Source organism: Tessaracoccus palaemonis, assembly GCF_019316905.1.
GTDB lineage: Bacteria > Actinomycetota > Actinomycetes > Propionibacteriales > Propionibacteriaceae > Arachnia > Arachnia palaemonis.
This window is the reverse complement of sequence record NZ_CP079216.1, coordinates 1052129-1076252: the sequence shown is the minus strand read 5'-3', so window position 1 is coordinate 1076252 and position 24124 is coordinate 1052129. Positions and strand designations below refer to the sequence as shown.

The following is a 24124-nucleotide window of genomic DNA, read 5'->3' as shown; positions in this document are numbered from 1 at the left end:
ACCTCAGCCTATAGGCGTGGGGCCAGCGGTCCGGCGACGCTGGCACCGCGGACACCAGTAGAGGTGCCTCCCCTCGAGCATTGCGGTACGGATCTCGGTGCCGCAGACGAGACAGGGCTGCCCTGCCCGGCGGTAGACGTAGACCTCGCCACCGTGCCGGTCGACGCGGGGATCGCGGGCCATCGCCTCGGGCGTGTGGTCCGCCGCGACGGTGTCGATCCGGCCGATCAGGACCGCGCGGTGCATCAGGTCCACCAGGTCGGCCCACAGCAGGTCCCACGAGCGCCGCGGCAACTCCTTCCCGGGGACCGTGGGGTCGAGCCGGTGGCGGAACAGCACCTCGGCGCGGAAGATGTTGCCGACGCCCGCGGCCACCTTCTGGTCCATCAGCAGCGCGGCCACCGACTTGCCGGACCGGTGCAGGCGCGTGAACCCCCGCACCGGGTCCGCGTCGTCGCGCAGGGGGTCGGGGCCGCTGGCCGCGACGACGGCGTCGCGCTCGTCGGGGGTGATACGCCGACACCACTGGGGACCGCGGAGGTCGGCGGCGGTCTGCAGGTCGGAGACCCTCAGCCGCACCTCGCCCTTCGGCGGCGCGAGTGGCGCGAACGCCAGCTTGCCGATCAGGCCGAGGTGGATGTGGACGACGCGGTCAGCCTCGAAATCGAGGAACAGGTGTTTTCCGACCGCCTCGCCGCGCTCGAACAGCGCACCGTCCAGGTCTCCCGCGTCGAAGCGGCCCTGGGGCGACGTGACGCGGACCAGCTCACCCCCGAACGTGTCGCTGAACTGGTTGGCGAGGCGGTGGATGACGTGTCCCTCAGGCATCCCCCCACCCTAGTTAAGGAGGTCGGGTCAGAGGCCGACGGCGTTGACCCCGTAGGTGGCCTGCGACGCGGTGAACCCCTCCCAGCGGAGCTGGTCATATAGCTCGTCCCACGTGAAGTAGTCGTACCCGAAGGTGTCGACGTAGGACTGGGCCGACCCCGCTGCCTGCTTGTTCCAACTCGGGTTCACGTAGTCGACGGCGACCTTGGACGTGGAGGTGCTGAATCCCTCGTACTCGAGCTGGTCGATGAGCCCCGTGCGGGAGAAGTAGAGCACCTCGAGGTAGGACTTCGCCTCGGAGACCGCCTGCTTCTGCGTCCACGAGAGCGACGTGACCTTCGCCGTCTTCGCGGAGCTCTTGGCGCGGGTGGTGTAGCCGGACTTCTTCCCCGTCACCTTCACCTGAATGGTCCGACCCTTGTCGGCCGAGGTCGGCTTGTAGGTGGACTTGGTGGCGCCCGGGATGGCCTTGCCGTTGCGGAGCCACTTGTAGGTGAACGTCGTGCCGGAGGTCCAGCTGCCCGTCGAGGCCCTGAGCGTCGCCCCGACCTTGGCCACGCCCGAGACCTTCGGGGTCGAGATGGACAGAGTCTTGAGCACCTTCGCCTTGATGGCTCCGGTCTTTGCGGAGGTGACGCAGCGCGTGTTGGTGTCGAAGGCCAGGTAGCAGACCTTGACGGAGATCTTCCTGCCCCTGTCCGCGGACTTCAGCGTGTAGGTCCTCTTGGTGGCGCCGGGGATCTTCGACCCCGACCGCAGCCACTGGTAGGTCAGCTTGGCCGCCGTCGGCTTCGTCGCGGTGTCGGCCTTGGCCGTGAGCTTGCTGGCGACCGCCCGCGTCCCCAAGATCGTGGGCTTCGAGACCCCCGTGAAGTTGCCTGCCGCTGCCGCCGGCGTCGCGGTCAGCACTCCGGCCGACATGGTCGCCAGGGCGACCAGCCCGACGAGGCCCGCCCGTACCCGCTTCATATTCATCTTCATCTCCCCTTGTGAATCAGCGATTCATCGAATGGCTGAGATGCTAGCGGAGCCCACCGACAGTCACAGAGAAGCCAAAGATCCCGGCTCGGGACTCATACCTTCGACCGGTCGATCTGGTGTCTCAGCGGCGACGCACAGACCCCTCGTAGGCCGAGATCTGGTCGATCCGGCGCTGGTGCCTCTCCTCCCCGGAGAAGGGGGTGCCGAGGAACGCTGCGACAATCGCGTAGCCCTCCTCGAGTGACTGCATGCGGCCGCCGAGTGCGACGACGTTGGCGTCGTTGTGTTGGCGGGCAAGGGTGGCGAGCTCGACGTTGTACGCGAGCGCGGCCCGGATGCCGGGGACCTTGTTGGCGGCGATCTGCTCGCCGTTGCCGGAGCCGCCGAGCACGACGCCCAGGCTGCCCGCGTCGGCGACGACCGCCTCCGCGGCCGGGATGATCAGCGGCGGGTAGTCGTCCAGCGACTCGTAGGTCGAGGCGCCGTGGTCGACGACGTCGTGTCCGTCGGCGGCGAGCCGCTCGACGAGGTACTGCTTCAGCTCGAAGGCCGCATGATCGGTGGCGATGTGGACGCGCATAGAACCCACACTATGGCCCTGTCCGTCAGGAACAAGCGACAGAAAGTGAGGGTCCGCCCTCACATCCCGCAGGAGAGGCCAATGTCACTCAGACGACGCGTTGCAACGGAGCGTTCCTTGGACCTATCGACGAGCGCCCGGACCTCGACGCCCTCGACAGTCCCCCTCGACACCACCCGAGCTGGACGGACCCGCCCCACCTCGCTGATGACAGCGGTCACACAACTGGATACGACGACCGGTCCAGATGCGCTGAGGGCCGTCACTAGCTACGTGAACTCGATCTATCAGGAGAGCGACCTGGGGAACCCCGTAGCGCTCTTTGCCAGATGTCAGCTCGGAGAGCCATACCTCGACCATCTCATGTCGCTGGACGGCACGATTCTGACGCACTTCAAGAGGAGCGAGGCTCTCGCCCCACACCTTGCCGCAGCCCGAGCCCTGGCGCGCTCCGACGCCTACGCCTTCATCGAGGTGTATGACGACGGATCCCTCGTCCCAGTCCGTGCCAACGGACAGCCGATCACGTAGGAGCCCCCATGACGCAGAGCATCAGCATCGACTTCAGCCCCGTCATCAGGGCCGTCGACAACGTTGGATTGGAACTCTCCCAGAACATCAACCAGGTCGACGCGAGAGTCGGGATGGTCGCCCAGGACCTCCGGCTCACCACCGACCAACTCATCGCGCTGCGAAGCGAGTTCGATGCGTTCGTGCAGCAGGCCGGCCGCACCGCAGCCGTACAGCAGTCCGAGACCCGCGTGGTGAACCTGAAGGCGGACCTCGACCGCAGCTACGGCCACCATGCGGTCGTCCGACGCACGTCAGTTGGCCTACTCCAGGCATTCGATGTCGGGAATGTATCCCGCGCTGTCACCGCCCAGATATCCGAGGAGTTGATGCTGCAGACACCTCGCTATTGGCTGGCACCTGCCCTCGTCGCCCTGGCTGCCTGGGCGAACCACGACCAGGAGATGGCCGAGAGATCAGTGCGTGAGGCCTATGCCCGCGACAGGTCGAAGACGTCCCTGCTCTTCACCATCATCCTCAGACGGCAGGGCCGCCTAGAGGCCTCAACTCGGTGGCTCAAGCACTACCTCGAGGCCCAGGATCCGGGAAGGCTCGGACGCGAGTTCACCGTCATCTTCGAAGCGGCGAGCTTCAACGCCTTCGGGCCCGCCGCCCAACAGCTCATGACGAGGCGGCTGGCCGACTGGGTCACGCAGCTCAGCGCCAGCGACGACATCGTTCAACAGCAGATCGCGCGTTGGCTGGGTGAGCTCCAGAGCCAGACTGAGCAGCTGGATCCGGCGGGCTACCCCAACCTCGCCGACCTGTCGCCGACCGACTGGCCGGTACTCGTCAACCAACTCGAGGTCGCCTCCAGCCTTCCGGTCATGATCGACAAGTACGGGTCGATCGCTCGCCATGAGACCAGTCTCCCGACGGCTCTGGAAGACCTGATGGACGATCTGGTAGACCGCCTCGTCACTGAGTACGACGCGGAGGAGCTCCCCCTGCGCCGCGAGGTCCTGTACCACGAGTCGGTGATCGAGGAGGGCGGCGACATCGCGCTGGCGAGGCGACGCGCCGACGAGCTGCAGAAGGCCCTGGACGAGACCACGGACGCCATTTCACTGCAGACCCAGACTGCGATCGCGCCCGAACTGCTGGGCGCTAGCGTACAGACCCAGCGCATCGCCATCGGCGCGTCCCAGGCCCATCTTCTGACGGCCATCGGGCGGTACTGTGCGGCCTACCGCCAGTCCGCCCTCGAACACCTGCGCCTCGACTTCACCGACCAGCACTCGAACTACGCCCGCGAATACGCATTCGGAGGCGCCTCATTCTCTACGGAGCTGCCGGAGGATGCTGGAGTGGCGAGACTCCGGGAGGCGTGGGTGCGTACCATGTCCAGCCACCTGGAGAAGGCACGCTTCGACAACTCCTGGTACGGCGGGAAAGCCATCCTCGTGCTCGGCATCGCCATTGTCGTCGGCCTCTTCAACGTGGCCTTCGGCATTGCTGCGGCACTCATCGGTGCCGGAGTCGTGTGGTTCTTCGCGGAGGAAGCGAAGAAGGCTTCGAAGGCCGCAATCGTCGCGCTGGAGGACGCGCGGGACAAGGCGGCGGAGGTCTCCATCGCGAAGTACCGCAACGCCCTGGCGGAGCGAGTCGATGCGCTTGACCTCTATCGGTCCCTCGATCGCCAGGAGGCTGATCTGATCAGCCTCATAGAGACCTGGCCCACCGCACAGCGCACGGATCAGGAGGTGTCGGCATGACCGACGCGGTCACGTCCCCCCAGCCTGAGCCAGCCGAACTCCGGCGGCCAAGCGGCCGCAGCGGGAAGTTCCGCCCGCGCCCGGCGCCCGATCCGGTCAGCTCCGACGTGGTCCTCGAGCGCAACGTCCTGCACTCGACCACTCGCCAGACCGACCAGCAGACGCAACGTCAGAGGGAGATGGTGGGTGACCTCCCAGCGTGGCACCCCATGCCGCCGGACGAGCTCCTGACCCGAGCGCCGAAGAAGTCATGAGGGGATCGAGCGCGTACGAGTCCTGGGTCATGACGCTGCGTGTCTGGCGGAAAGACCCGGCCACTCCACTCGACGACCTTCCCGAACTGAGGGATGACAGCCTTCCCCCTGAGGCCTTCGCACGGCTGTTCACCCACCTCCGGGAGGCGCTTGAGGAATCGACCAGGCGGTGGAACGGAGAGCTGGCTGGCGCGATGCATGGTCTGCGGAGTGATCATGACTTCGCCGAGCGCCTCATCAAGCTGCGCGTGGGTCTGGCGCGACGGCTCCAACTCGTATCGCATCCGTCGCTGCCCGAGCCTGTCCGAAGTGCTCTGACTGAGGACTTCCACCGGATGGTCCAGCGGCTTCAGCAGGATTTCGAGAGGAACGTTGCGGCTGACCTCGACCGGGACAGGGTGCCCCGATCGCAGAAGGAACGGATGATGCGGATCATCCGCGACAACTCGTTCGAGGGTGCTCGCCGGCTCACCGTCACGCAGGACGGGCAACGCGCCGAGCGTGCTCCCCTACCTGAGCCCCTCGAGGATCAGGATTCCCGCCCCATGTCAGTCACTCCGCGCCGCACCGTACACCTGGATTGAGGAGAAGGACCTTGCCGGATTTTCAGGAAACCACGAACCTCGTGTCCAGCTATCTGAGGGCTCGTGTTCCGCTGGTGATCATCGAGTCCATCGAACCCAGCCGCGTCATGGACCTGCTGCGGCAGGTGGCCGACGAGATCCGGTCGATGAACTTCTTCGAGCATTCACGCACAGAGGGAATCAAGGATCTCCTCACCCAGCAGTCAATGGGTGACGACACCTCCCTGGCCGCCGCCTTGGATCAGGCGCGCGTCACCTTCAAGGCCCGGCGCAATGTCAACTTCGTGCTGACCGATGTCGAGGACCTCGCAGACGAGACGTCCACCTCACGTCATCTCGCAGAGATGGTTCGGCTGGCGGAAGCCTGCTCCGGCTCCATCATCCTGATCGAGTCCAACCCTGTCTGGACGGGGCTGGGGCGGCTGGGAATGAGCGTTGCCCTTGATGTTCCGACGACCGATGAGCTTGCCGAGACACTGCAGTCGATCATCAACGACCAGGAGGGCCTCGTCTCGGTGGCCTGGGGCCCTGCCGAGGTCCGCCGCGCGGCGGAGATCCTCACCGGGGTGACCGAGACCGAAGCAGTCAACGTCCTCATGACGATGCTCACCAGGAAGCAGTTGGGGCCTGACGACCTCAGCCAACTCTCGGAGTACAAGGACCGCATCCTCGGGGCGCTGGCCGGCATCGAACGCATCCCGCTCCGCGAGGACTACAGCGTCGGTGGGCTACGGCAGCTGCAGAGTTGGCTGGTCGATCGCGAGTTCCTCATGAAGGCCGATCTCTCGGCCACCCGTCTGAACCCGCCCAAGGGTGTGCTCCTGGTCGGGGTTCCGGGCTGCGGGAAGTCGCTCTCGGCCAAGGCGATCGCCCACAGCTGGGGGCTGCCCCTCTACCGACTCGACATGGCGGGGATCCTGGGCATGTACGTGGGCCAGTCCGAGTCCCGACTCCGGGAGGCTCTCGCGGCCGCCGATCGGGTGGCCCCCTGTGTCCTGTGGGTGGACGAGATCGAGAAGGCACTTGCCACGTCGAACGGTGAGGGCGGCACGACCCAGCGCTTGATCGGGCAGTTCCTCTACTGGCTCCAGGAGTCCACCTCCAAGACGTTCCTCGTCGCGACGGCCAACGACGTGTCCGCGCTCCCCCCTGAGTTGCTGCGGAAAGGTCGCTTCGACGAGATGTTCTTCGTGGACCTGCCCGATGCTGACGACCGCGCCGAGATCATCGAACTCTACTTCGACCGCTACCTTGAGGCGCGCCTTTCCCCCGCGCTCCTGACGGAGCTCGTGAGGATCACGGACGGCTTCTCCGGTTCCGATATCGACTCGGTGGTTCACTCCATCGCGTCGAGGATGTTCACCCAGGGGACGACCCTGCTACCACCGGAGGACGAGCTTCGTCCCTGGTTCGTCGACGTCGTGCCCTACAGCCGCACGAATCACGAGGATGTGGCGCATCTGCGCGCCTGGGCGAATGGACGCTGCCTGCCTGCTGGGACACCGCCCGCGATCGATGCCCCGGCCGGCGCCCCGATCCGCCGGCTTCTCGTCGGTTGATGGAGATCAGATGATCACAGATCCGGGACCCGCCCCCCGCCGCCTACCTGTTCCCGCAATCCTCATCGGCCTGGGCATCCTCGTCATCGTCGGGTATGTCGTGTGGCAGGTCATCGGCGGCCGAGCCGCCGATTCGGCTGCACCGGGCGCCACATCGGCGTCTCCCATGCCTGCAGTTACCCCGGTGTCTGCTACCCCGGTGCCCTCTTCCAGCGGTGCAGGCGGGACGCCAATGGCGTCACCGACGCCCTCAGCGACCCTTTCCGCCGAGTCATCCTCCTCAAGCGACCCGCCCCCTTCTGAGGGCGAGGACTCCAGCCAGCCAGATCCTGAGAAGGCCGCGCTGCGCCAGCTCAAGTCATACGCGAAGCAGTACGACGCCATCGTCGCGAAAGACGATCAGTGGGTCGCTCAGTTGTCCTCGAAGTATGTGGGCGTCAGCGACCCACTCCTCACGGCGGCGAACGGCACCCACACGTTCTTCGCTCTCGACATCCTGAGCGAGTTCGAAGATATCGCCCAGAGCGTGACCAGTGTCCAGGTGGTACTCCTCGACAGTCGGGACTTCGGCAAACAACAGCTGGTCGACGGCAAGAACCTCTGGATCACCTTCGGGCTCAGCGACTCATTCACCAGCGAGGACGATGTACTCGACTGGTGCGCCGATGAGTTCCCGCAGTTTGAGGGGCGCGAGAGGCTCAATGTCTGCATGCCGCGACAGCTCAAGGAACCGAACAGCTGAGGGGGCAGTGGCGGCTCACACCTGCCGCCACTAGTCCAGTCCAGTCGGCCCCTCGGACAGCAGCCGGACGAAGCCGGCCTCATCTAGGATCGGCAGGCCGAGCTGCTCGGCCCTCGCGGCCTTGGACCCGGCGTTGGCGCCGATGACGACGTAGTCGGTGTTCCTACTGACCGAACCGGCGGCCTTGCCGCCGTGGGAGATGATCGCCTCCTTCGCGCCGTCGCGGGTGAAGCCGTCGAGCGACCCGGTCACGACGACGGTCAGGCCCTCGAGCGTCCGGGGCGTCGACTCGTCGACCTCGTCGGCCATCCGCACCCCCGCCTCTGCCCAGGCCGCGACGATCGCGTCGTGCCAGTCGACGTCGAACCAACCCTTGACCGACTCGGCGATGACCCCGCCGACGCCCTCGGCGGAGGCGAGCTGCTCGAGCGAGGCCTCCCGGATCGCGCCGACCGACCCGAAGCGGGCGGCCAGCGAGCGGGCCGCGGTCGGCCCGACGTGCCGGATGGACAGCGCGACGAGCACACGCCAGAGCGGCTGTGTCTTCGCCGCCTCCAGGTTGGTGAGCAGCTTCTCCCCCGCCGCGGCGAGCACCCGGCCGTCGCGCTTCGGCGTGGCCTCATCGGCGAGCTCGGCCGGCTTGGCCGCCCGCGTGTAGAAGTCGGTGGTCAACAGGTCGGCGGCGGTCAGGGTGAACAGGCCACCCTCGTCGGCCAGCAGTCTCCCGTCCAGCAGCGCCGCCGCGCCCTCCCAGCCCAGCGCCTCGATGTCGAGGGCGCCGCGGGACGCGAGCCCGAAGATCCGCTCGCGCAGCTGGCTGGGGCAGGACCGCGCGTTCGGGCAGCGGATGTCCTTGTCGCCCTCCTTCTCGGGGCGGAGCTCCGTCCCGCAGGACGGGCAGTGCGTCGGCATCACGAAGGGCCGCTCGGTGCCGTCGCGCAGCGCGACGACCGGGGCGACGATCTCCGGGATCACGTCGCCGGCCTTCCGTAGGACGACGGTGTCGCCGATCAGCACGCCCTTGCGCTCGACCTCGAAGCCGTTGTGCAGCGTGGCCATCTCGACGGTCGAGCCGCTGACGAACACGGGCTCCATCACGCCGAACGGCGTCACCCGGCCGGTCCGGCCGACGTTGACCTGGATGTCGAGGAGCTTCGTGTTCACCTCCTCCGGCGGGTACTTGTACGCGATGGCCCAGCGCGGGGCCCGCGACGTGGAGCCGAGCCGCTCCTGCTCCGCGAGGTCGTCGACCTTGACGACGATGCCGTCGATCTCGTGGCTGAGGTCGTGGCGGTGCTCGCCGTGCCAGGCCACGAACTCCTGCACCTCGGCACCCGTCCCGACGACCCGGTAGGTCTCGGTTGTCGGGAAGCCCCAACCCTTCAGCGACTCGTAGGCGCCCGACTGCGTGTCGAACTCGATACCCTCGACGGCGCCGATCCCGTGGACCAGCATCCGCAGCGGCCGCGACGCGGTGACCTCGGGATTCTTCTGCCTCAGCGACCCGGCCGCGGCGTTTCGGGGGTTGGCGAATGGCGCCCGCCCCACCTCGACCAGGTCCTCGTTCAGCTTCTCGAAGCCTGCGACGGGGAAGAACACCTCGCCGCGCACCTCCAGCACCGACGGGGCCCCCGCGGGGAGGCGGTGCGGGATGCCGGCGATCGTTGCCACGTTGGGCGTCACGTCCTCCCCGACGCGCCCGTCGCCGCGGGTGGCGGCCACCGCGAGCCTGCCGCCGAGGTACAACAGATTGATCGCGAGCCCGTCGATCTTCAGCTCCACCAGATACGACGAGGCGGGCGTGCGGGCCAGCCAGCCGTCGAGCTCCTCGGCGCTGAACACGTTGTCGAGGCTCAGCATCCGCCTGCGGTGCTCCACGGGAGTGAACTCCGTGACCCTGGCCTGCCCGACGCGCTGCGTGACGGAGTCGGGAGTCACCAGCGACGGGTGCGCGGCCTCCAGATCCTCCAGCTCCCGCATGGCGGCGTCGTACTCGGCGTCCGAGAGCGTCGGCTGGTCCGCCCCGTAGTAGGCCTCCTGCGCCTCGGTGAGCCGGGTGTTCAGCTCGGTCCAGGCGCGCCTCAGCTCGGGGGACGTGACGCCGGACTCTGCCTCGGTGTGGTCGGTCATTGTGCCATCGTTCCACACCGCCCTCACGCCTCGAACGAGCGCGATGCACACGAAACGTAGAAGAATGGGTCCACAGCGCTCCCCGGCACCCGCCGCGGGAGGCGGTCCATAAGGAGAAGATCTTCGCCATGGCGACGGCCAACATCACCCGGGACGAGGCGCAGCAGCGTTCCGAAGTCATTGCTACCGAGTCCTACCGGGTCACCGTCGACCTGACGGGACGCAATGTGGCGGAGCCGGACCGGCAGTTCCTCTCCTCCACCTCGGTGAACCTCAATTCCACCGGCGGCGACACGCACCTCGACATCATCGCCGACGAAATCCGCAGCGCGACGCTCGACGGCGACGAGTTCGACGTCTCCGATTACGACGGCTACCGGCTTCCCCTGCCCCGGCTCGAGCGCGGCGAGCACACCATCGACGTCGTCGCGGTGTGCCGCTACTCGCACACCGGCGAGGGCCTGCACCGGTTCGTCGACCCCGCCGACCAGCGCGTCTACCTCTACACGCAGTTCGAGACCGCCGACTCGCGTCGCATGTATGCCGTAGCGGAGCAGCCCGACCAGAAGGCGACGTTCCAGCTGAACGTGCTCGCCCCGATCGACTGGGTGGTCTTCAGCAACGCAACCGGCGTGCAGCCCACCGACATCGGGGACGGCTTCGGGAAATGGAAGCACGCCGTCACGCCGCGCATCTCCAGCTACATCACGGCCCTTGTCGCCGGCGAGTTCCACGTCGTGCGCGGCACGATCCACTCGGTCAAGGGCGAGGTGCCGGCCTCGGTCGCGTGCCGCCGGTCGCTGACGCAGTTCCTGGACGACGACCGCATCCTGACCACCACTCAACGCGGCTTCGAGGTGTTCGAGCACGCGTTCGGCGTGGCTTACCCGTTCAAGACGTACGACCAGATCTTCGTGCCGGAGTTCAACGCCGGCGCCATGGAGAACGCAGGCTGCGTGACCTTCCGCGACGAGTACCTCTTCCGCTCCCGCGTCACCGCCCGCGAACTGGACGCCCGCGACAACACGATCCTCCATGAGCTGGCGCACATGTGGTTCGGCGACCTCGTGACGATGCGCTGGTGGGACGACCTGTGGCTCAACGAGTCCTTCGCCGAATGGGCCTCGCACTTCGCGGGCGACGAGATCGCGAAGAAATACGACACCGGCGCGAACCCGTGGGCGTCGTTCAGCAACGAGCGCAAGGCCTGGGCCTACCTGCAGGACCAGCTCTCCACGACGCACCCGATCGCCGCGGACATGAGCGACCTGGAGAAGGTGGAGCAGAACTTCGACGGCATCACCTACGCCAAGGGCGCCTCCGTCCTGAAGCTGCTGGTCTCGTTCGTGGGCCTCGAGGACTTCCTCAAGGGCGTCGGAGCGTACTTCCGCAAGCACGAGTGGCACAACACCGAGCTCGAGGACCTGCTCGTGGAGCTCGCGTCGGCCTCCGGCCGCGACCTGTCCTGGTTCTCCAGCCAGTGGCTCGAGAGGGCCGGCGTCAACACGCTGAGCGCCCACTTCTCCGTTGACGACGAGGACAGGTTCTCCCGCTTCGAGGTCGTGCAGACGGCCCACGAGGACTGGCCGACGCTGCGCACACACCGCCTCGGCATCGGGATCTACGACCTGCGCGCCGACGGAACCCTGACCCGTCGCGAGTACCTCGAGGTCGACGTCAACGCCACAGAGCGGACGCCGATCGACGCCCTGGTGGGCAAGGACAAGGGCGACGTCGTGCTGCTGAACGACGGCGACCTCACGTACGCCCGGGTCCACCTGGACCGCCACAGCCGGGCGACGCTGGCCGCGCATTTCGGCGGTCTGACGGACCCGCTCGCGCGCGCCGTCGCCTGGACGTCGTTCTGGGAGGCGACCCGCGACGCGGACCTGCCCTCGCAGGAGTTCGTGACGCTGGTGCTGGCCGGGCTGCCGAGCGAGGACGACATGGCCGCCGTCTCGACGCTGCTCGGCCAGGCCGCCACCGCGGCCACCGCGTTCACCGCGCCCGAACTGCGCTCCGCCGTCAACGGGACCCTCGTCAAGGGCCTCGCCGGGCTCCTCAAGCACGCCGAACCGGGCTCCGACAAGCAGGTGCTCGTCGCCAAGGCGCTGATCGGAGCCGCCCGGGGCGAGAGCGGCACCGCGCTGCTGCAGGGCTGGCTCGTCGGCGAGGAGGTCCCCGAGGGCCTGGTGATCGACACCGCGATGCGCTGGGCCATCACGTCGGCGCTCGCCAAGCTGGGCGCGATCGGCCACGACGAGATCGCGGCCGAGCTGGAGCTCGACAACACCTCGGCCGGCGCCGAGGAGGCCGCCGGCGCGGGCGCCGCGTTGAAGGACGACGCATCCAAGGCACAGGCCTGGGGCCTGGTGACGGGCGACGACGAGCTGCCCAACGAGACCTACCGGGCCATCTGCATGGGCTTCTGGCGCTACGGGCAGGACGAGATCCTCGAGCCCTACCCCGCCGCCTACCTGGACCTGCTCGGCCGCATCTCGCGCCGCGAGGGGGCCTGGGCGGACCGCGGCTATGCGGCGATCGGCACGGCCCTGCGGTGGCTGTTCCCGCAGCCGCTCGTCACGGACTCGCTGGTGACGACGATCGCCGAGTGGCTCGACTCCAACTCCCCGTCGGAGCAGGTGCACCGCGCGGTGACGGAGCGCCTCGACGAGGCGCGGCGCGCGCTGCAGGCCCAGGAACGGAGCCGTCAGGCGTAGCGGGCGTGGGCAACGAGGGCGTCGAAGGCCGCGTCCAGCGCGACGTCGACGACCTGCTTCTCGGGATGGGCGTCGTACCAGGCAATGGTCTGGGCGGCGCCCTCCCAGTAGGGCACGGTGGTGCTGAACTCCGGCACCAGCGCCTTGACCTTGGAGTTGTCGAAGACGACGCTGTGGGCCTTGTCCCCCACGAGCCCGTCGAGGTGCTCCGGCAGGACCCGCCCGATGGTCTCGCTGGCGACGTGCACCAGCTCGGCCTCGACCCCCGCGGCCCGGCCGATCCACTCGTAGATCTGGTTCCATGTCGGGTGATGGTCGCCGGTGATCGTGTAGGCCTCGCCGAGCGCCAGCGGGTTGGCGAGCAACCCCACAAAGGCCACCGCGAAGTCCCGGGAGTGCGTCAGCGTCCACAGGCTGGTGCCGTCGCCGTGCACCACGACCGGCCTGCCCGCCCTCATCCTCGCCACATCGGTCCAGCCACCGAGCGTCGGAAGCGCCGCCTCGTCGTAGGTGTGCGAGGGACGCACGATCGTGACGGGCAGACCGCGGTCGCGGTGCGCGGCCACCAGCAGGTCCTCGCAGGCGATCTTGTCGCGTGAGTACCGCCAGAAGGGGTTGACCAGGGGCGTCGACTCGGTGATCGGCAGGCTGGCCGGGGGCTTCTGGTACGCCGAGGCCGAGCTGATGAAGACGTACTGGCCGGCGCGGCCCTCGAACAGGTCGAGGTCGCCCGCCACGTGCTCGGGCGTGAACGCCGCGAACTCCGCGACCGCGTCGAACTCCTCCGAGCCGATCGCGTCGCGCACCGAGCGCGGATCGCGGATGTCGGCGACCAGCGACCGCACTCCTTCGGGCAGGGGCCGGATGCGGGAGATCCCGCGGTTCAGGACCGTGACGTCATGCCCGCGCTCGTGCGCCAGGCGCACCGATTTCGACGAGATGATTCCGGTGCCGCCGATGAACAGGAGCTTGTTGGTTGCCATGGGGCAACGCTAGCCCGGTCAGGCGTCGTCGCGGGTGGTGGCGACCTCGGTGCTGGTGGACGTGCCGCTCGCCTCCCGGCGCAGCTTGGGGGCGAACGCCAGCAGAGCCAGCACCGCGCCGAAGGCCAGCGGCCCGACGATCGTCAGCAGCACCATGAAGAGGCTGGACGTGGGCTCGGGCGTGGGCCAGCCGGGGAAGACCTCGAGGGGCAGCATGCTCATGCGCGGCACCCTACCCGACCTGGGGCGCCGCCGGGCCCCGTCACTGCGGTAGATTGCCCTGCGGACCCAAGAGAGGGACGCGATGGATCGTACGATTCTGACCGCTGATGACATGGCCTGGGCGCTGACCCGCATGACACACGAGATCCTCGAGAGGAACCGCGGGGCGACCGACGTCGTGCTGCTGGGGATTCTCACCCGCGGGGCGCCGCTGGCGACCCGCCTCTCCGCCGTTGCCGAGGCGCAGGGCCACACCCTCCCCGTCGGGCAGCTCGACATCACGATGTACCGCGACGACCTGCGCGCCAACCCGACGCGCACCGTGGGCCGGACGATCCTGCCCGGCCCCATCGACGACAAGGTCGTCGTGCTCGTCGACGACGTCCTGTTCTCCGGCCGGACCATCCAGGCGGCCCTGCACGCGCTGGCCGACCTCGGCCGACCCCGATCGATCCAGCTCGTCACCCTGATCGACCGCGGCCACCGCGAGCTGCCCATCCAGGCCGACATCGTCGGCAAGGTGCTGCCCACCTCCCGCGACGAGCGCGTCCGCGTCCGGCTCGCCGAGAGCGACGGCGAGGACCTCGTCACCATCGAACGGAGCGCCTCGTGAAGCACCTCCTCAGCATCGCCGACCTCAGCCGCGCGGAGATCGACTCGATCCTGACCACCGCCGAGGAGATGCACGACGTGCAGAACCGGCAGGTGAAGAAGCTGCCCGCGCTGCGCGGCCGCACCGTCGTGAATCTGTTCTTCGAGGACTCCACCCGCACCCGCTCCTCGTTCGAGCTCGCCGCCAAGTGGCTCTCCGCCGACGCCGTCAACGTGTCGGCCAAGGGCTCGAGCGTCAGCAAGGGCGAGTCCATGCGCGACACCCTCATGACGCTGGACGCGATGGGCGTCGACGCCATCGTGATGCGCCACGCCGGCTCCGGCTCGGTCGCCCAGGCGGCCGGCTGGGTCCGCGCCTCCATGATCAACGCCGGCGACGGCATGCACGAGCACCCCACCCAGGCGCTGCTCGACGCGCACGCCATGCGCCGCCACCTCGCCCGCAACGACCTCGGCGACCTCGAGGGCAAGCGGGTCGCGATCGTCGGCGACCTCCTGCACTCCCGCGTGGTGCGCTCCAACGTCCTGCTGCTGAACAAGCTCGGCGCCTCCGTTGTGCTGGTCGCTCCCCCGACCCTGATGCCGCCCGGCGCCGAGGCGTGGGATGCGGACTCGACCGCGGTGTTCGACGACGTGCTCGACGACATCGACGTCGCGATGATGCTGCGCGTGCAGCGCGAGCGGATGTCCGGTGGTTTCTTCCCGTCGGAGCGCGAGTACGTCGACGCGTACGGGCTCACCCCCCGCCGGCTCGCCCGCCTGAGGGACGGCGCGTGCGTCATGCACCCCGGCCCGATGAACCGCGGCCTGGAGATCTCCTCGCTGGCCGCCGACTCCCCCCGCTCGATCGTCCTCGACCAGGTCAGCTCCGGCGTCGCCGTGCGCATGAGCGTGCTGTACCACGTCCTCGCCGGCGACAGCTCCACCCACTGAAAGGCCACACCATGAGCACCCTCCTCCACGGCGTCACGCTCCCCGACGGCACCCGCACCGACCTCGCGATCTCCGACGGCATCTTCGTCGACGACGCGGGCTCCGGGGCCGAGGTCGTCGACTGCGACGGGCTGGTCGCGCTGCCCGGCCTCGTCGACGTCCACACGCACCTGCGCGAGCCCGGCCGCGAGGACACCGAGACGGTCCTGACCGGCTCCCGCGCCGCCGCCCGCGGCGGCTTCACCGCCGTCTGCGCCATGGCGAACACCAACCCGGTAACCGACACCGCGGAGAAGGCCGAGCACATCCTCGATCTCGGCTGGCAGGCCGCGCTGGCCGAGGTCGTCGTCATCGGAGCCATCTCGAAGGGCCTGAACGGCGCGGAGCTGGCCGAACTCGGCCTGATGAACCGGTCACGCGCCCGCGTCACGATGTTCTCCGACGACGGCCACTGCCTGATGAACGCCCAACTGATGCGCCGCGCCCTGGAATGGGTGAAGCCGTTCGACGGCGTCATCGCGCAGCACTCGCAGGAATCCAACCTCGCCGGCCCCGGCGCCTGCTGCCACGAGGGCGAGATCTCGGGCCGGCTCGGGCTCGGCGGCTGGCCTCCCGTCGCCGAGTCGGCCATCATCGCCCGCGACGTCCAGCTGGCGGAGGCCACCGGCTCCAGGCTCCACGTCTGCCACGTCAGCACCGCGGAGGGCGTCGACGTCATCCGCTGGGCCAAGGCCCGCGGCATCCGCGTCACGGCCGAGGTCACCCCGCACCACCTGCTGCTCGGCACGGGCGAGCTCGTCGGCTACGACACCACCTTCAAGGTCAACCCGCCGCTGCGCACGGACGAGCACATCGAGGCCGTCCGCGCCGCGCTGGCCGACGGGACCATCGACGCCGTCGCCACCGACCACGCCCCGCACGCGGCCCAGGACAAGGACCACGCCTTCGTCGACGCCCGCCCCGGCATGATCGGCCTGGAGCAGGCGCTGTCCGTGGTGATCGAGACGATGGTCCGCCCCGGCCGCCTCGACTGGGCCGGCGTCGCCGAGCGCATGAGCCACACCCCGGCCCGCATCGCCAGCCTGACGACGCAGGGTCGCCCGCTGGCCGTCGGCGAGCCCGCCAACATCGTGCTCATCGACCCGGCCCGTACCGCGGTGGTGGACAAGACGCAGTCCGTGTCGCTGAGCCGCAACAACCCGTACGACGGCCGCACCCTCCCCGACCCCGTCGAGGCCACCTTCTGGAACGGCCGCCGCACGTACTCGCGCTGATCTTCCCCGATCCTCCGCCTCGCTCCGCTCGGCGCCCTTCGACAAGCTCAGGGAACCGAAGGAGACAACCTCAGGGACCCGGGTCGTTGAGCCCTTCGACAAGCTCAGGGACCCGGTTCGTTGAGCTTGTCGAAACGCCCTGAGCGAAGCGAAGGGACACACCCGACCACGAGGTCACTCGCCGGACCAGGGGTCACCGCCTCGCTCCGCTCGGCGCCCTTCGACAAGCTCAGGGACCCGGGTCGTTGAGCCCGTCGAAACGCCCTGAGCGAAGCGAAGGGACACACCCGACCCCGAGGTCACTCACCCGCCCAGGGGTCACCGCCTCGCTCCGCTCGGCGCCCTTCGACAAGCTCAGGGAACCGACGGAGACAAGCTCAGGGACCCGGGTCGTTGAGCCTGTCGAGACGCCCTGAGCGAAGCGAAGGGACACACCCGACCCCGAGGTCACTCACCCGCCCAGGGTTCACCGCCTCGCTCCGCTCGGCGCCCTTCGACAGGCTCAGGGAACCGAGGGAGACAAGCTCAGGGAACCGAAGGCCGGCTCAGGGACCCGGCTCAGTCCTCCTGCACCTCGGCGCCGTCGGTGGACCAGTTCGTGTGGAACGTGCCCTCCTTGTCGACGCGACGGTAGGTGTGAGCGCCGAAGTAGTCGCGCAGGCCCTGGGTCAGGGCGGCGTTGAGGCGCGGGGCGCGGGCCTGGTCGTAGTGCGCCAGCGCCGAGCTGAAGCCCGGCACCGGGACGCCGGCGGTGACGGCCGCCGCGACGACCGCGCGCCACGCGTCCTGCGAGTTGGCGAGCTCCTTCGCGACCGACGGGGCCTCGAGCAGCGTCGTCAGCGACCCGGCAGCGTACTCGGAGCGGATGCGCTCCAGCAGCTTGGCCCGGATGATGCAGCCGCCGCGCCAGATCTTCGCGACCTCGCCGACGTTGATGTCCCAGCCGTACTCGGCCGCGCCCATCCGGATCTCGTCGAGGCCCTGCGCGTAGGCGACCACCTTGCTGGCCCACAGCGCCTGGCGGATCTGGTCGATGAAGGCGGCGCGGTCGTCGACGGCGATGGCCCCCGACGGGCCGGCCAGCGCGGCCTGTGAGGCGGCCCGCAGGTCGGGCGAGCTGGAGATCGCGCGGGCGAAGACGGCCTCCGCGATCGCGCTGACGGGCGTGCCCAGGTTGAGGGCCGACTGCACGGTCCAGGTACCGGTGCCCTTCATGCCCGCCGCGTCGACGATGACCTCGACCAGCGGCCTCCCGGTGGCTGCGTCGACCTTGCGGAGCACCTCGGAGGTGATCTCGATCAGGTAGGAGTCGAGGTCGCCGGTGTTCCAGGTGGCGAACACGTCGGCCATCTCTGTGTGACTCAGCCCGAGCCCCTTCAGGAGCTCGTAGGCCTCGCCGATGAACTGCATGTCGGCGTACTCGATGCCGTTGTGCACCATCTTGACGAAGTGGCCCGCGCCGTCGGTGCCGATGTAGGTGCAGCAGGGCTCCCCGTCGACCTGGGCGGAGATCGACTCCAGGATCGGGCCGAGGGCCTCGTAGGACTCCGCGGAGCCGCCGGGCATGATCGAGGGGCCCTCGAGCGCCCCGACCTCGCCGCCGGAGATGCCGGCGCCGACGAAGTGCAGCCCGGCCCCGCGGAGCTTCTGCTCGCGGCGGCGGGTGTCCTCGAAGAACGCGTTGCCGCCGTCGACGACGATGTCGCCGGGCTCCAGCAGGGGGATGAGCGCGTCGATGGTGGCGTCGGTGGGGCCGCCGGCCTTGACCATGATGATGATGCGACGCGGCCGCTCGAGCGACGCGACAAACTGGGCCAGCTCGGCGGCGGGGCGGAAGTCGCCCTCGGATCCGTGGGCGGCGATCATCTCGTCGGTGCGTGCGGTCGTGCGGTTGAACACGGCGACGCGGTGACCGTGATGCGCGAGGTTCCGGGCCAGGTTCGAGCCCATCACCGCCATCCCGATCACACCGATGTTCGCGAGCTGGTCAGTCGACATTCGTGCTTCCTCCATGGGACGTCAGGTGTGCATCGCCACCCTATCCCTGTGCGCTGGCAGACTGGGCGCCATGACCGACCCGCTGGCGCGCTTCACCGCCCCGACGCGCGAGTGGTTCGCGGGTGTCTTCCACGGGCCGACGGCCGTGCAGGTCGACGCCTGGGACGCCATCTCCGCGGGCCGGCACGCGCTGGTGGTGGCACCGACGGGGTCGGGCAAGACGCTGGCGGCCTTCCTGTGGGCGCTGGACCGACTCGCCACCGGTCGCGACGACGGCCGACGCGGTGTGCGCGTGCTGTACGTCTCGCCGCTCAAGGCGCTCGGCGTCGACGTGGAGCGCAACCTCCGCGCGCCGCTGACGGGCATCCGCCTCGCGGCGGCCCGCCTGGGGCTGCCCGAGCCCGACATCACGGTCGGCGTCCGGTCCGGGGACACGACGCCCCGGGAGCGTGCTGCGCTGAGCAGGCGGCCCCCGGACGTGCTGATCACGACGCCCGAGTCGCTGTACCTGATGCTGACCAGCTCGGCGCGGGAGACCCTCACGGACGTGGAGACGGTCATCGTCGACGAGATCCACGCCGTGGCCGGCACCAAGCGCGGCACGCACCTCGCGCTCAGCCTCGAGCGCCTCGACGCCCTGGTCGGGCGCGACGTGCAGCGCGTGGCACTGTCCGCGACCGTGCGCCCGATCGAGCGGGTCGCGGCCTTCCTCGGCGGCGACCGGGCCGTCGAGATCGTCGCCCCGGCGACGCGGAAGCTGTGGGACGTCTCGGTCCGGCTGCCCGTCGCCGACCTGGCGAACCCCGGCCCGGCCCCCGGAGCCCCGACGGACCCGCTGCTCGCCGGACCGGGCACCGACACGGTCACCGTCGGCGCGCCCGCCGGGAACTCGGTGTGGCCGCACGTCGAGGAGGCCGTCTACGAGTCGATCCTGCGGGGCCGCTCCACGCTGGTGTTCACCAACGGCCGGCGGACCGCCGAGCGGCTGACGGGCAGGCTCAACGAGATCTGGGCCGAGCGCCACGACCCGGAAACGCTGCCGGACTGGCCCGCCCGGCCGCCGGCGCAGGTGATGGCCTCGGCCGACCACGTGCGCGGAGCGCCGCTGGTCATCGCGCGGGCGCACCACGGGTCGGTGAGCAAGGAGCAGCGCGCCGAGATCGAGGGGGCGCTCAAGTCGGGAGAGCTCCGCTGCGTGGTGGCGACCAGCTCGCTGGAGCTGGGCATCGACATGGGCGCGGTGGACCGCGTCATCCAGATCGGGGCCGCGCCGTCGGTGGCCAGCGCGCTGCAGCGCGTCGGCCGCGCCGGGCACGTGGTCGGCGCGGTGTCCGTGGGCGACGTCTACCCGCTGTTCCGGGGCGACCTGGCCGCCGCCGTCGTCACGACCGAGCGCATGCTGGACGGCCGGATCGAGGAGTTGAAGGTCCCCCGCGCGCCGTTGGACGTGCTGGCCCAGCAGACCGTGGCCGCCGCCGCGGCGGCCGGCGACGCCGGGCTCGACGTCGTCGAGTGGCTCGCCTCCGTCCGCCGCTCGCTCCCCTACGCCGCCCTCGACGCGTCGCTGCTCGACGCGGTCGTCGAACTGCTCACCGGCGCCTACCCGTCGGCCGACTTCGCGAGCCTGCGGGCCCGGCTGACCCTGCTGGACGGCCGCCTGTACCCACGCCCCGGGGCGCTGCGGCTGGCCGCCACCTCCGGGGGCACCATCCCGGACCGGGGCCTGTTCGGCGTCTTCCTGGCCGGCGAGGAGCAGGGCCCCCGGCGCGTCGGCGAGCTGGACGAGGAGATGGTGCACGAGTCTCGGGTGGGCGACGTGTTCGCGCTGGGCGCGTCCTCCTGGCGGATCGAGGAGATCACCCGCGACCGCGTGCTGGTGACGCCGGCGCCGGGCAACACGGGCCGTCTCCCGTTCTGGCGGGGCGAGGACGACGGTAGGCCGGCCGAGCTCGGCCGCCACATCGGCGAGCTGCAGCGCGAGGCCACCCGCGATGCCGGCCGGCTGGACCGCGACTTCGTCGACGCCAACACGTCGGCGAACCTGGCCTCCTACCTCGCGGAGCAGCGGGACGCCACCGGCACGGTCCCCGACGACCGCACGGTCGTGATCGAGAGGTTCCGCGATGAGCTCGGCGACTGGCGCGTCGTCGTACACTCGCCGCTCGGCAGGCGGCTGCTCGGCGCCTGGTCGCTGATCATGGCGGATGCGCTCTCCCGCGAGACCGGCGTCGACGTCACCCCGCTGGCCGCGGACGACGGCGTCGTCCTGAGGCTGCCGGACTCCGATGTCGTCGAGCGGCTCGGCTCTCTCCTGGTCCCAGACCCCGCCGAGGTCGAGCGCATCGTCACGGAGCAGGTCGGCGGCACCGCGCTGTTCGCCGGCCGGTTCCGGGAGTGCGCGGCCCGCGCCCTCCTGCTGCCGCGGCCCAACCCCGGCCGGCGGGCGCCGCTGTGGCAGCAGCGGCAGCGCGCCGCGCAGCTGCTCGAGGTCGCGCGACACCACCCCCGGTTCCCGATCGTGCTGGAGACGGTCCGCGAGGTGACGCAGGACGTCTACGACGTGCCGGGGCTGGTCGAGCTCGCGCGCCAGCTCCGCGCCGGGTCGGTCCGGCTGATCGAGGTGGTCACCGAGGCGCCCAGCCCCTTCGCCGCCAGCATCCTGTTCCGGTACCCCGGCGCCTTCATCTACGACGGCGACGTGCCGCTGGCGGAGAAGCGCGCAGCCCTGCTGTCGATGGACCCGCAGCTCCTGGCCGCGGCCCTCGGCACGCTCGACCTTCGCGAGGTGCTCGACGCGGATGTGGTCGCCGAGGTGGTGGCCGAGCTGCAGCACACGGCACCCGGCCGTCTCGCCCGGAACCCCGAGGAGCTGGCCGACCTCACGCGCCTGCTCGGCCCGATCCGCCTCGCGGACCTGCCCCGCCATGTGGCCGGTGACCTGGATATTTCGACAGCCATCGAATCTCTGGCGAGGCGGGTCGCCGTCCTGCCCGTGGCCGGCGCCGACCGGCTCGTCGCGGCCCCCGACCTCGGGCTGCTGCGCGACGCGCTGGGCATCCCCGTCCCGGCCGGGTTCGCGGCGCAGCCCGATCCCGGTGGCCGCGACCCGCTGACGCAGCTGGTGGCCCGCTTCGCCCGCGTGCACGGGCCGTTCACCGCGGCCCTGGTCGCCGCCGAGTTCGGGCTGGGACCGGCCACCGCGCAGCTGGTGCTGGACCGCGAGGCCGCCGGCCGCCGGCTGGTCGCGGGCCGCTTCACCCCCGGCGCGCCCGAGGCGGAGTACGTCGACCCGGAGGTGCTCCGCCGCATCCGCAGCCGCTCGTTGGCCCGCGCCCGCGCCGAGCTGCAGCCCGTCTCGGGCTCCGGCTACGCCCGTTTCCTGCTGGCCTCGCACCAGCTGGCGGACCCGCCGCCGTCGGGCCCCGACGAGGTGCTGCTCGCGCTGCAACGGCTGGCCGGTGCCGCCCTGCCAGCCTCCGCCTGGGAGACGCACGTCCTGCCCGGGCGCCTGGCCGGCTACCGGCCCGAACACCTCGACGCACTGCTGGCCGAGGGCGAGGTCGCGATCCGCGTGCGCGGCTCGGCCGGACCGAACGACCCGCTGATCGCCCTGGTCCCCGTGGACGACCTCGACCTGCTGCCCCCGCTGGACGAGGCGGATGAGGAGTCCGCCGCCGTCGCATCCGCCGTCGCCGCCGGCGAGGGGACGTGGCAGGCCTTCGCCGCCGGGCTGCCCGGCGAGGCCTCCGCGGCCCGGCTCGACGCGCTGTGGCGCGCCGCCGAGCAGGGCGCGGTCGCGCCGTCGTCGATGGCCCCCGTCCGGGCCCGCGTCGGGGGCGCCTCCCGCGGCGCGCACAAGGCCGCCCGGCCCTCCCCGCGGCGACGGGCCCGCATCCCGCGGCTCGGGCGACCCGTCGGCGCACCCACCGCCGACACCCCGCCCGCCGCGACCGGCCGCTGGCACCGCGTGGCCGACCCCGAGGTGTCCGCTGCCGACCGGGCCCTCGCGCTGGCCTCCTCCTGGCTCGAACGCTTCGGCGTCATCACCCGCGGAGGCGTCACCGCCGACGGCACCCCCGGCGGCTTCGCGGCCGCCTACCGGCTGCTCGCCCAGCTCGAGGCGGCCGGCAAGGTGCTGCGCGGCTACCTCATCGAGGGCCTCGGGGGCGCGCAGTTCTCCACCCCCGACATCATCGAGGAGCTCCGTCGGCACACGGACGCGCCGGACGTCGATGCCTGGCCGTCGGGCGCGACGCACCCGGTCCCCGTGGTGCTCGCCGCGCTCGATCCGGCCAACCCGTACGGTTCCGTGCTCCACTGGCCCGAGCATCCCGTGGCGCACCCCGCGCGGGCCGCGGGAGCGCTCGTGGTCATCGCCGACGGGCTCTGCCTGGCGCATCTGACGCGCGGCGGCCGCGTCCTGACGATCTTCGCGCAGGGGCCGGAGCGCGAGGATCACGCCCGGCTCGTCGTGGCCGCCCTGCGCTCCGCGGTGGGCGCCGGCCGCATGCTCCGGGTCCGGATCGAGGAGGTCGACGGCGTCCGCATCGGGGCCAGCGGCCTCGAGCAGTCGATGCTGGAGGCCGGTGCGCGGATCACGCCGAAGGGCATCGCGATCGAGGCGGACCGTGCCTGAGGGCGACTCCGTCTGGCGTCTCGCCCACCGGCTCCAACCGCTCGAGGGCCGCGAGATCACCTACAGCCAATTCCGCGTCCCCCAGCTGGCCACCTCGTCGCTCACCGGCCGCACCATCGACAGGGTCTTCCCGCGCGGCAAGCACCTGCTGTGGGACTGCTCAGGGCTGATGCTGCACACGCACCTGAGGATGGAGGGCACCTGGCGGATCCACCCCGTCGGCCGGCGCTGGTCGCTGCCCGCCCACACCGCACGCGTCGTCGTGCGGGTGACGGGCGACGTGGAGCTGGTCGGGCACGACCTGGGGATCGTCGAACTGTGGCCGTCGGCCCAGCTCGACCGGCGGCTCGGCTGGCTCGGCCCGGACCTGCTCGCCGACGACTGGCCCGCGGGGCGCGACGAGGCCGTCCGCCGCGTGCTCGCCGACCCCGACCGGAGCATCGGCGAGGCCCTGCTCGACCAGCGCAACCTCGCGGGCATCGGCAACGAGTACCGCGCCGAGGTGTGCTTCCTGAGCGGGGTCCACCCCGCGCGCCCGGTCCGCGACGCGCCCGCCGAGGCGATGATCGACCTGTCAGCGAAGCTGATGCGCGGCAACCTCGAGTCCCCCGTCAGGACGTTCACCGGCGACCACCGGCGCGGCCACACAACCTTCGTGTTCGGCCGCAACCACCGCCCCTGCCTGCGCTGCGGCACCACGATCGTGTCCGCGACGCTCGGGGGCGGGTCGAGCATCGCGGACAGCGCCGCAGGTCAGGAACGCATCGTCTGGTGGTGCCCCACCTGCCAGCCGTCCTGAGCAC

Annotated in this window: 19 protein-coding genes; 12 read left to right on the top strand and 7 right to left on the bottom strand. The window is 70.2% G+C overall.

Annotation, left to right across the window (positions count from 1 at the left end):
- Nucleotides 1–3: 3 nt before the first annotated feature.
- The 3 genes from KDB89_RS04770 to KDB89_RS04760 form a co-directional block, all read right to left on the bottom strand.
- Nucleotides 4–828: an Fpg/Nei family DNA glycosylase gene (locus tag KDB89_RS04770; protein WP_219083715.1), complete on the bottom strand. Its 825-nt coding sequence runs from the start codon at nt 826–828 to the stop codon at nt 4–6.
- A gap of 27 nt (nt 829–855) precedes the next feature.
- Nucleotides 856–1797 carry an Ltp family lipoprotein gene (locus KDB89_RS04765; protein WP_219083714.1) on the bottom strand — a complete coding sequence of 314 codons (942 nt, stop codon included), beginning with the start codon at nt 1795–1797 and terminating at the stop codon, nt 856–858.
- A 133-nt stretch (nt 1798–1930) separates the two neighbouring features.
- Nucleotides 1931–2389 (bottom strand): ribose-5-phosphate isomerase, encoded by a 459-nt coding sequence (locus tag KDB89_RS04760; protein ID WP_219083713.1) that lies wholly within the window; start codon nt 2387–2389, stop codon nt 1931–1933.
- A 207-nt stretch (nt 2390–2596) separates the two neighbouring features.
- Here KDB89_RS04760 and KDB89_RS04755 point away from each other — a divergent pair, with 207 nt between their 5' ends.
- From KDB89_RS04755 to KDB89_RS04730, 6 genes are read left to right on the top strand one after another with little or no spacing between them, the layout of a single operon-like run.
- Complete coding sequence (locus KDB89_RS04755) at nt 2597–2920, top strand: hypothetical protein (RefSeq protein WP_219083712.1); 324 nt, start codon at nt 2597–2599, stop codon at nt 2918–2920.
- Between the two features lie 8 nt (nt 2921–2928).
- Nucleotides 2929–4674 (top strand): hypothetical protein, encoded by a 1746-nt coding sequence (locus KDB89_RS04750; RefSeq protein ID WP_219083711.1) that lies wholly within the window; start codon nt 2929–2931, stop codon nt 4672–4674.
- A complete protein-coding gene (locus KDB89_RS04745; protein WP_219083710.1) occupies nt 4671–4928 on the top strand; it encodes a hypothetical protein in 258 nt (85 codons plus the stop codon). The genes KDB89_RS04750 and KDB89_RS04745 overlap by 4 nt, the downstream gene beginning before the upstream one ends.
- 29 nt (nt 4929–4957) lie before the next feature.
- Entirely contained in the window at nt 4958–5512 is a 555-nt protein-coding gene (locus KDB89_RS04740) for a hypothetical protein (RefSeq protein ID WP_219083709.1), read from the top strand.
- A gap of 11 nt (nt 5513–5523) precedes the next feature.
- Complete coding sequence (locus tag KDB89_RS04735) at nt 5524–7071, top strand: AAA family ATPase (RefSeq protein ID WP_219083708.1); 1548 nt, start codon at nt 5524–5526, stop codon at nt 7069–7071.
- Between the two features lie 10 nt (nt 7072–7081).
- The gene (locus KDB89_RS04730; protein ID WP_219083707.1) at nt 7082–7813 is read left to right on the top strand and encodes a hypothetical protein; all 732 of its coding nucleotides are present in this window, start codon (nt 7082–7084) and stop codon (nt 7811–7813) included.
- 30 nt (nt 7814–7843) lie between these two features.
- Here KDB89_RS04730 and ligA read toward each other — a convergent pair whose 3' ends face one another.
- The gene (ligA, locus tag KDB89_RS04725) at nt 7844–9943 is read right to left on the bottom strand and encodes an NAD-dependent DNA ligase LigA (protein WP_219083706.1); all 2100 of its coding nucleotides are present in this window, start codon (nt 9941–9943) and stop codon (nt 7844–7846) included.
- 128 nt (nt 9944–10071) lie between these two features.
- On the opposite strand from ligA, the gene pepN reads away from it, so the two are divergent.
- On the top strand, nt 10072–12663 hold the full coding sequence (gene pepN, locus KDB89_RS04720; RefSeq protein WP_219083705.1) for an aminopeptidase N: 2592 nt from the start codon (nt 10072–10074) through the stop codon (nt 12661–12663).
- Here the strand turns inward: pepN and KDB89_RS04715 are convergent.
- Nucleotides 12654–13646 carry an SDR family oxidoreductase gene (locus tag KDB89_RS04715; RefSeq protein WP_219083704.1) on the bottom strand — a complete coding sequence of 331 codons (993 nt, stop codon included), beginning with the start codon at nt 13644–13646 and terminating at the stop codon, nt 12654–12656. The two genes, pepN and KDB89_RS04715, sit on opposite strands and share 10 nt — an antisense overlap.
- A gap of 18 nt (nt 13647–13664) precedes the next feature.
- Complete coding sequence (locus KDB89_RS04710; RefSeq protein ID WP_219083703.1) at nt 13665–13868, bottom strand: hypothetical protein; 204 nt, start codon at nt 13866–13868, stop codon at nt 13665–13667.
- 82 nt (nt 13869–13950) lie between these two features.
- Between KDB89_RS04710 and pyrR the strand changes: the two genes are divergently transcribed.
- The 3 genes from pyrR to KDB89_RS04695 are packed head-to-tail and all read left to right on the top strand — an operon-like array spanning nt 13951 to nt 16687.
- Nucleotides 13951–14481: a bifunctional pyr operon transcriptional regulator/uracil phosphoribosyltransferase PyrR gene (gene pyrR / locus KDB89_RS04705; protein WP_219083702.1), complete on the top strand. Its 531-nt coding sequence runs from the start codon at nt 13951–13953 to the stop codon at nt 14479–14481.
- Entirely contained in the window at nt 14478–15413 is a 936-nt protein-coding gene (locus tag KDB89_RS04700) for an aspartate carbamoyltransferase catalytic subunit (RefSeq protein WP_219083701.1), read from the top strand. Before pyrR ends, KDB89_RS04700 begins: the two co-directional genes overlap by 4 nt.
- Before the next feature lie 11 nt (nt 15414–15424).
- Nucleotides 15425–16687, top strand: coding sequence for a dihydroorotase (locus KDB89_RS04695; protein ID WP_219083700.1), 1263 nt, complete (start codon nt 15425–15427; stop codon nt 16685–16687).
- A 558-nt stretch (nt 16688–17245) separates the two neighbouring features.
- Here the strand turns inward: KDB89_RS04695 and gnd are convergent.
- Nucleotides 17246–18685: an NADP-dependent phosphogluconate dehydrogenase gene (gene gnd / locus KDB89_RS04690; protein WP_219083699.1), complete on the bottom strand. Its 1440-nt coding sequence runs from the start codon at nt 18683–18685 to the stop codon at nt 17246–17248.
- A 70-nt stretch (nt 18686–18755) separates the two neighbouring features.
- On the opposite strand from gnd, the gene KDB89_RS04685 reads away from it, so the two are divergent.
- Both KDB89_RS04685 and KDB89_RS04680 read left to right on the top strand, forming a co-directional pair.
- Complete coding sequence (locus KDB89_RS04685) at nt 18756–23321, top strand: DEAD/DEAH box helicase (RefSeq protein ID WP_219083698.1); 4566 nt, start codon at nt 18756–18758, stop codon at nt 23319–23321.
- Nucleotides 23314–24120: a DNA-formamidopyrimidine glycosylase family protein gene (locus tag KDB89_RS04680; protein ID WP_219083697.1), complete on the top strand. Its 807-nt coding sequence runs from the start codon at nt 23314–23316 to the stop codon at nt 24118–24120. The genes KDB89_RS04685 and KDB89_RS04680 overlap by 8 nt, the downstream gene beginning before the upstream one ends.
- The last annotated feature ends 4 nt before the right edge of the window (nt 24121–24124 follow it).